The following is a 7,223-nucleotide window of genomic DNA, read 5'->3' as shown; positions in this document are numbered from 1 at the left end:
GCGAGAAGCGCATCCTGACCGATTCGCAGGCGAGGGCCCCGCAGCCCAGCGTGTGGCCATGCAGTGGTCGGTGCGCATCAACGAGGCTTACCAGAGACTGAAAGACCCGCTCAAGCGAGCTGCCTATCTGTGTGAGCAGCAAGGTTTTCCTGTCCAGGCCGAGAACAACACTGCCATGCCTGCCGAATTTCTCATGCAACAGATGGCATGGCGTGAAGCTTTGGATGAAACCGACAGCGGTGAAGGGCTGGAATCGCTTGCTGAGCAAGTGCGCGCCGACCGTCAGGGCGTGCAGCTCGAACTGGCTCGATTGATTGACCAAGCCAAAGACCCTGCACAGGCTGTGGGGCAGGTGAGGGCGCTGATGTTCATTGAACGCTTCATGCAAGAAGTGAACGCTAAACTTGACCGATTGAATTGACCTGAACCGACAGACCATGGCGTTATTGCAAATCTCTGAACCGGGCCAATCGCCCGATCCCCACCAGCGTCGTATTGCCGTGGGCATTGACCTGGGCACGACCCATTCCCTGGTGGCCTCGGTGCGCAATGGCGTGGCCGAGTGCTTGCCCGATGACGATGGCCGGGTGATCCTGCCATCGGTCGTGCGCTTCCTGCCCGGGCAGGGCCGCCAGATCGGCTTCGATGCCGTGCAGGCCGCAGCCACCGACCCGGTCAACACCATTGCTTCGGTCAAACGCTTCATGGGGCGTGGCCTCAAGGACATTGCAGACCGCAGCAAATTGCCCTACCAATTCACAGACAGTGATGCGGGCATGCTCAGCATCCAGACGGTGCAAGGCCCCAAATCGCCGGTGGAAGTTAGCGCCGAAATTTTGGCCACCTTGCGCTACCGGGCCGAAGACACGTTCAACGATGACTTGTACGGCGCCGTGATCACAGTACCCGCCTACTTTGACGACGCCCAGCGCCAAGCCACCAAAGACGCCGCTCAACTCGCGGGCCTGAATGTCTTGCGCCTGATCAACGAGCCCACAGCCGCCGCCATTGCCTATGGTCTGGACAACGCCAGTGAAGGCGTTTACGCCGTGTTCGACTTGGGCGGTGGCACGTTTGACATTTCCATCTTGCGCCTCACACAAGGCGTGTTCGAGGTGCTGGCCACGGGCGGTGATTCTGCTTTGGGTGGGGACGACTACGACCAGGCTCTGGCCGATGCTGCGCTGGCGCGTCAGCCTGGATTGTTGGCCGTGACCGCAGAAGACAAAACGCTCCTCAAGGCGGCCTCCCGTGCGGCCAAAGAAGCCATGACAAGCGCCGAGTCGGCTACACTGGATGTCCCCTTGTCGACCGGCAATTTGTCGGTGCACATGAGCCGAGCTGACTTCGAGCTTGTGACGCAATCCCTCTCCGCCCGCTGCATCACCGCTGTGCGAAAAGCGCTGCGTGATGCCCAGCTGACCAAACAAGACATCCAAGGCGTGGTCATGGTTGGCGGCTCCACACGCATGCCGCAAATTCAGCAGGCTGTGGCCGACTTTTTTGGGCAAGCCCCGCTGAACAACCTCAACCCGGATGAAGTCGTAGCGCTGGGTGCGTCCATCCAGGCCAACCAGTTGGCCGGCAACAACGCTGCCGGCGAAATGCTGTTGCTGGATGTGATCCCGCTGTCACTGGGCATCGAGACCATGGGCGGCCTGGTCGAGCGCATCATCCCGCGCAACCAGACCATCCCCACCGCCATGGCGCAAGACTTCACCACCTACCAGGACGGGCAGACCGCGCTGGCCCTGCATGTGGTGCAAGGGGAGCGCGATCTGGTGCAAGACTGCCGCAGTCTGGCTCGTTTTGAGTTGCGTGGCATCCCACCCATGGCCGCTGGCGCCGCCCGTATCCGCGTGACCTTCACGGTGGACGCCGATGGCCTGTTGAGCGTCGGTGCCAAAGAGCAACTGAGTGGTGTGGAAGCGCACATCGATGTCAAGCCCTCTTATGGCTTGAGCGACGATCAAATCGCCACCATGCTGCAAGAAAGCTTCACCACAGCGCAAGCCGATATGAAGGCCCGAGCTTTGGTCGAGGCGAAGGTCGACGCCGACCGCATGTTGCTGGCTACGCGCAGCGCCCTGCAATCAGATGGCCACTTGCTGCAAGCCGATGAGCGCAGCGCCATTGACGCCCTGATGGCCACTTTGCAAGCCGCTGTGCAAACCGAGCAAGACGCCCAAGCGCTGGAAGACCTCACCCAGGCTTTGGCCAAAGGCACCGAGGCCTTTGCCGCTGAGCGCATGAACCACAGCATTCGAAAAGCATTGGCAGGCCAAAATATCAAGGCCTTGTAAACGCTTGACCTGTCCCGAATTCAAAAGACATCTATGCCCGTTATCAAAATTCTCCCCCACCCCGAATACTGCCCCAACGGTGCAGAAATAACAGCGCCTGCAGGCACCAGCATTTGCGAAGCCCTGCTTGATAACAAGATCAACATCGAGCACGCCTGCGACATGAGCGCGGCCTGCACCACCTGCCATGTGGTCGTGCGCGATGGCTTTAAAAGCCTGAACGAAATGGAAGAGACAGAAGAAGATCTGCTTGACCGTGCGTGGGGCCTTGAGCCTAACTCTCGCCTGAGCTGTCAGGCCTTTGTGGCCAAGCAGGACCTGGTGATCGAGATCCCGCGTTACACCATCAACCACGCCAAAGAACTTCACTGAACTGCGAAGTAAAAAATCATGCGCCAAATCGTTTTAGACACCGAAACCACGGGCCTGTCAGCCGAAGGTGGCGACCGCATCATCGAATTGGGTTGCGTTGAACTGTATGCCCGCAAGCTCACGGGTAATAACCTGCATTTTTACTTCAACCCAGAGCGTGACAGCCACGAAGATGCCCTCAAGGTGCACGGTATCAGCAATGAATTTTTGCGTGACAAACCCAAATTTTCTGACCTGACTGAAGAAATTTTGAACTACCTCAGCGACGCCGAGATCATCATCCACAACGCTGCGTTTGACATCGGTTTCCTGAACAAGGAACTCGAGCGAGTAGGCAAGAAGCCGCTCAAGGCCTATGTGGACAACGTGATTGACACCTTGGCCATGGCCAAGGAAATGTTCCCAGGCAAGCGCAACAGCCTAGATGCCCTGTGTGATCGTCTGGAGGTCGACAACTCTGGCCGCACCCTGCACGGCGCCTTGCTCGATGCCGAGTTGCTGGCCGATGTGTACATCAACATGACGCGCGGCCAGGAAGCCCTGCTGATTGACGCTGGCGATGCACCCAGCGATTCAAAAGCAGATTTGATTCATGTCGATTTGAGTCAGTTTTCTTTGCCTGTCCTGTTGGCGAACGCCCAAGAACTTGCTGTCCATGAAGATGTTTTGACCCAACTCGACAAATCCAGCGGTGGGCAAACTGTGTGGCGCCAAATCCAAGTTGCGTCAGCTTGATGCGTCAATTCTTGCTTGCCAGACGCAAGTTAGTCATATTTTTCATGCAATAATATTGATCTTCGCTGAGAAGCGTGGGGCGATTAGCTCAGGGGTAGAGCACTGCATTCACACTGCAGGGGTCGCAAGTTCGAAACTTGCATCGCCCACCAAAAATTTCCAATGAAATCAAGCACTTAGAGGCAACTCTAGGTGCTTTTTCTTTGGTTCAAAGTAGTATGGTCCGGGTTTACTACTTCTCATAGATTTTTCTGAGTCTTTTCATAGATTTCGGAACAGTCAAACAACTACTTTTAAATCTGCTGTCAGTGACGCTCACATGGTGTCAATGACACATTGCTTTTTGCCTTTGTGCTGACACTGCTGGCGCTGTGCTCAACTTGAAAAAAACGCTATGTTTGTTTTGAAGCGCGTCCAGCTACTCAGCCCAGCGAGCCCAGCTAAAAACACGCTGTAGGGCTTTTTTGATGCCCGCACGGGTGCCGTCCAAAAAGGAACACTGCCTTACGTAGACTTTGCGCGCAAACATTCGCTAAAGGCTGGGAGCGGACCATTACCTAGTGCATATGACCGTCGGTTGCCGCCTTAGGGATCTACTTGTGGCACCATATTGATCATGACCAGCAGACCCAGCGCACTCTCGAAATCGCCAACTCCTGGCCAAGAGCCTCCCTCACTCAACGAGGAAGCTTATCGCCGCATTGAGGAGATGATCGTGACTCTTGAGCTCGCGCCAGGCAGCGTGGTGTCGGAAGCCATGCTCAGCGAACGCATTGGCATTGGACATACGCCGATCCGTGAAGCTTTGCAGCGTCTGGCGCGTGAACACCTTGTTCAGATCCTGCCCCGTCGTGGGGTGGTAGTGACCGCCATCGACGTGGGTCATCAACTCCAGATCCTAGAGACACGACGCGAACTCGACCGCTTGATCGCTCGTTCTGCAGCCACGCGTGCCACTCTGGCTGAACGCGAAGCCATGGCAGCTGTCGCACATGGCATGGAAGCTGCTGTGAAGTCTGAAGACCTTGTGTCATTCCTGCAGTGGGACAACGAAATGAACAGGCAGTCTGCACTAAGCGCTCGAAACATGGTGGCTGCTGCGGCCGTGTCCGCCCTTCACTCGGCCTCACGGCGTTTCTGGTTCTACCATCATCATGGCCAAGTCAACGCGACACTGCGTCTGCATGTGGCCCTTGCACGTGCGATGGCCTCCGGCAAACCTGAGAAGGCTGCCGATGCCAGTGATCGGGTGATTGATGATCTATTTGATTTCGCCCACAGGACCCTGATTACCCGTACTTGACAACTGGCATGCCAGTCACATACCATGAACTCCTGTTTAAGGAGTTTGCCTGTGCGCCTCACCCATCTGCAGATCGAAACCTACCACCGAGATGGATTCATTACCCTCGATGGCCTTTTTTCCGCCTCCGAGGTAGCGGCCATGAGAGCCGAGCTTGAGCGAATTCAAGAGATCGAAACGGATCACCTGGTACGGGAAAAGGGCAGCAATGTTGCCAAAACCATCTATCGGGTCCACGAGGCGGATGGCCCTACGGCTTCACCGGTGTTTCATGCCGTCTCGCGTACTTCACGCGTGCTCGAGCCCGCGCAGGATCTGCTTTCCGAGCAGCAGTTGTACATCCATCACACGAAATGCAATTTGAAGACCGCCATTGACGGCTCGGTGTGGGCGTGGCACCAGGATTACGGAACCTGGAAGCGAGATGGCATGCCTGAGGCACGTCCAACTACTGCGCTGGTCATGTTGGACGAGCCCACAGAGATGAACGGCTGCTTGTACTTTATTCCGGGCAGCCACAAGGAGGGCAGTCTGGAGCCTGAATTCAACGAAGCTACGGGCTACAAGTTTTATGTGACGCCAAAGGACAAGCTGTTAGAAATCATGGCCCGCAGCCCCGAACCAGTGGCGATCACTGGCAAGCCCGGCACCGTGGTGTTCTTTGACTGCAACATCCTGCACGCCTCGGGACATAACTTGTCCCAGCACAATCGTTGGGCGATTTATGTGGTTTACAACCCGGTAACCAACCGGTGTCGCGATGTTCCCAACCCACGGCCTGATTACGTCCGGTCGACCAATACAAAACCACTCATCATGGGAAGCGAGCACATTTTCTCGCTTGAAAGCTCGACGCAGGAGGCCCGATGAATATCCGTCATCAACGCATCCTCTCCCCTGAACAGATCAGGGATTACCACGATACGGGTTACCTCAATCTCCGACAGGTGCTTGATCCCCAATTGCTTACGAGGCTGATATCGACCACCGAGCGGCTGTACGATGAGGGCCGATCACTCCAGCAAAAGTCGAAACATTACGACCTGGAGCCTGCGCATACCGCCCAGGCGCCGCGCATACGGCGAATCTCCAGCCCGACCGAGCTTGATCCGGTCTACGTTGCAACTGCTTTTGAGTCGATTCTTGGTGACATTGCCGCAGATCTGCTTGGAGGAGCGGTCAAGTTTTACCACTCGAAGATCAATTTCAAACTGCCCCAAGGAGGTGCAGAGATTGGCTGGCATCAGGACTGGCCGGTGTTTCCTCACACCAACACCAACCTTGTCGCTTTGAGCATACCTCTTAATGCGTCCCGCGCCATCAATGGCTGCCTTCAGACGATCCCTGGCAGCCACAAGTTGGGGCCACGCAGTCATTGGGAAAACGGCATCTACAAACTCAATTGCAATCACACGATGACCCCGGAGGACTTTGTGAACGTGGTCGACAACGAGTTGGGCGTGGGAGACGTGGTGGCACATCACGGACTCGCAGTGCACGGCTCCAGTCAAAACCGCTCGAATACCTTGCGCACGACCTACATCATTCAGTACGCTGCTGCTGACTCATTCGCCTACACCGCACCTGTTGTAGACAGCATCCATCGCAACCAGATGGTCAGGGGCGAGCTGGCTACCCATGCACGCGTGGAAGCTGGAGTGATCGAATTACCGCCGGATTTCTCGGCGGGATATTCAGGCATTTACGCTTTGCAGACGGCAGGTAAGAGCTAGGGCTTTTCGATGAGTACATCGGTGGAGCCACTTCGAGCTATCGGCCGCAACCACTGCATAGCCGTCGTCAACTCTGACTCTTTACTCCCAAGGCCGTGGCCGCCGCTTGCTCTGCAACTCGCCCACGTTCATCTCACCTTGTAGTGGGGCGGCGTAAAAGCGATCAATCATTTCTGGGCTGGTTCGTGCATTGCGAGCCAGGGTCAAGGTGTCCACCGTTCGACCAAACATCAATCGGAACATGATGCTGCTGTGACGCAGGCTGTACAAGGTACGGGTTTCGCCAGCAGTACTGAGCTTCAACCCTGTGACCTCAAGCACGATTTCAAACTGCCTTGCCAGCAGTTTCATGGCGTTGTCGCGTGATGCCGCTTCGGGCATGAACACATAGTCCTCGGGGTGGATGTCACGGCCCAGTTCCAACACCTGTCGACGCCGAATGCGTTCATAAACTTTGACGGCCCATGGCATGGTGGTGATGGGAAAGGTGTGCCCCTTGCTGGGGGGCAAGCTGAGCCTTAGGTATGTCCACTCTCTGCGAATGATCTCCACATGCTTGTGCTGCATGTTGCGTATGTCAGTGGGGCGGATGTAGCTGTTGACCATGAACACGATCAGGTCTGCCAAGTCCTTGGTCATCTCGATGCGCTTGATCAATCGGTCAGCAGGTCCCAACTTGCCACCAGGCTCGCAAAAGTAGGATCCCTTGGTTTCTTCGGAATGTGCCCGCCATTCGACTTTCTTGCCAGCCAGTTTTTTGGCCACCTTGGTGATTTC

7 protein-coding genes, 1 tRNA gene and 1 pseudogene are annotated in these 7,223 nt (G+C 56.2%); 8 read left to right on the top strand and 1 reads right to left on the bottom strand.

Going from position 1 to position 7,223, the window contains the following annotated elements:
- The 8 genes from hscB to ACIQ3A_RS12555 all read left to right on the top strand — a co-directional run.
- A partial coding sequence (hscB, locus tag ACIQ3A_RS12590) for a Fe-S protein assembly co-chaperone HscB (RefSeq protein WP_396432075.1) occupies positions 1-421 on the top strand: 421 nt, incomplete at its 5' end.
- Positions 422-437: 16 nt separating this feature from the next.
- The gene (gene hscA, locus ACIQ3A_RS12585; protein WP_396432074.1) at positions 438-2,303 is read left to right on the top strand and encodes a Fe-S protein assembly chaperone HscA; all 1,866 of its coding nucleotides are present in this window, start codon (positions 438-440) and stop codon (positions 2,301-2,303) included.
- 33 nt (positions 2,304-2,336) lie between these two features.
- Entirely contained in the window at positions 2,337-2,675 is a 339-nt protein-coding gene (gene fdx, locus ACIQ3A_RS12580) for an ISC system 2Fe-2S type ferredoxin (protein ID WP_396432073.1), read from the top strand.
- Between the two features lie 15 nt (positions 2,676-2,690).
- On the top strand, positions 2,691-3,410 hold the full coding sequence (gene dnaQ, locus ACIQ3A_RS12575; protein ID WP_396432076.1) for a DNA polymerase III subunit epsilon: 720 nt from the start codon (positions 2,691-2,693) through the stop codon (positions 3,408-3,410).
- A gap of 77 nt (positions 3,411-3,487) precedes the next feature.
- Positions 3,488-3,562, top strand: a tRNA-Val gene (locus ACIQ3A_RS12570).
- A gap of 464 nt (positions 3,563-4,026) precedes the next feature.
- Complete coding sequence (locus tag ACIQ3A_RS12565; protein ID WP_396432072.1) at positions 4,027-4,713, top strand: GntR family transcriptional regulator; 687 nt, start codon at positions 4,027-4,029, stop codon at positions 4,711-4,713.
- Between the two features lie 51 nt (positions 4,714-4,764).
- Complete coding sequence (locus ACIQ3A_RS12560; RefSeq protein ID WP_396432071.1) at positions 4,765-5,583, top strand: phytanoyl-CoA dioxygenase family protein; 819 nt, start codon at positions 4,765-4,767, stop codon at positions 5,581-5,583.
- Positions 5,580-6,446 carry a phytanoyl-CoA dioxygenase family protein gene (locus tag ACIQ3A_RS12555; RefSeq protein ID WP_396432070.1) on the top strand — a complete coding sequence of 289 codons (867 nt, stop codon included), beginning with the start codon at positions 5,580-5,582 and terminating at the stop codon, positions 6,444-6,446. The genes ACIQ3A_RS12560 and ACIQ3A_RS12555 overlap by 4 nt, the downstream gene beginning before the upstream one ends.
- Positions 6,447-6,527: 81 nt before the next feature.
- Here the strand turns inward: ACIQ3A_RS12555 and ACIQ3A_RS12550 are convergent.
- A pseudogene (locus ACIQ3A_RS12550) lies at positions 6,528-7,223 on the bottom strand (hypothetical protein); the annotation flags it as partial.

This window comes from Limnohabitans sp., assembly GCF_044361985.1.
Lineage (GTDB): Bacteria > Pseudomonadota > Gammaproteobacteria > Burkholderiales > Burkholderiaceae_C > Limnohabitans_A.
The sequence above is the reverse complement of the archived record's forward strand: the minus strand, read 5'-3'. Positions and strand labels throughout refer to the sequence as shown.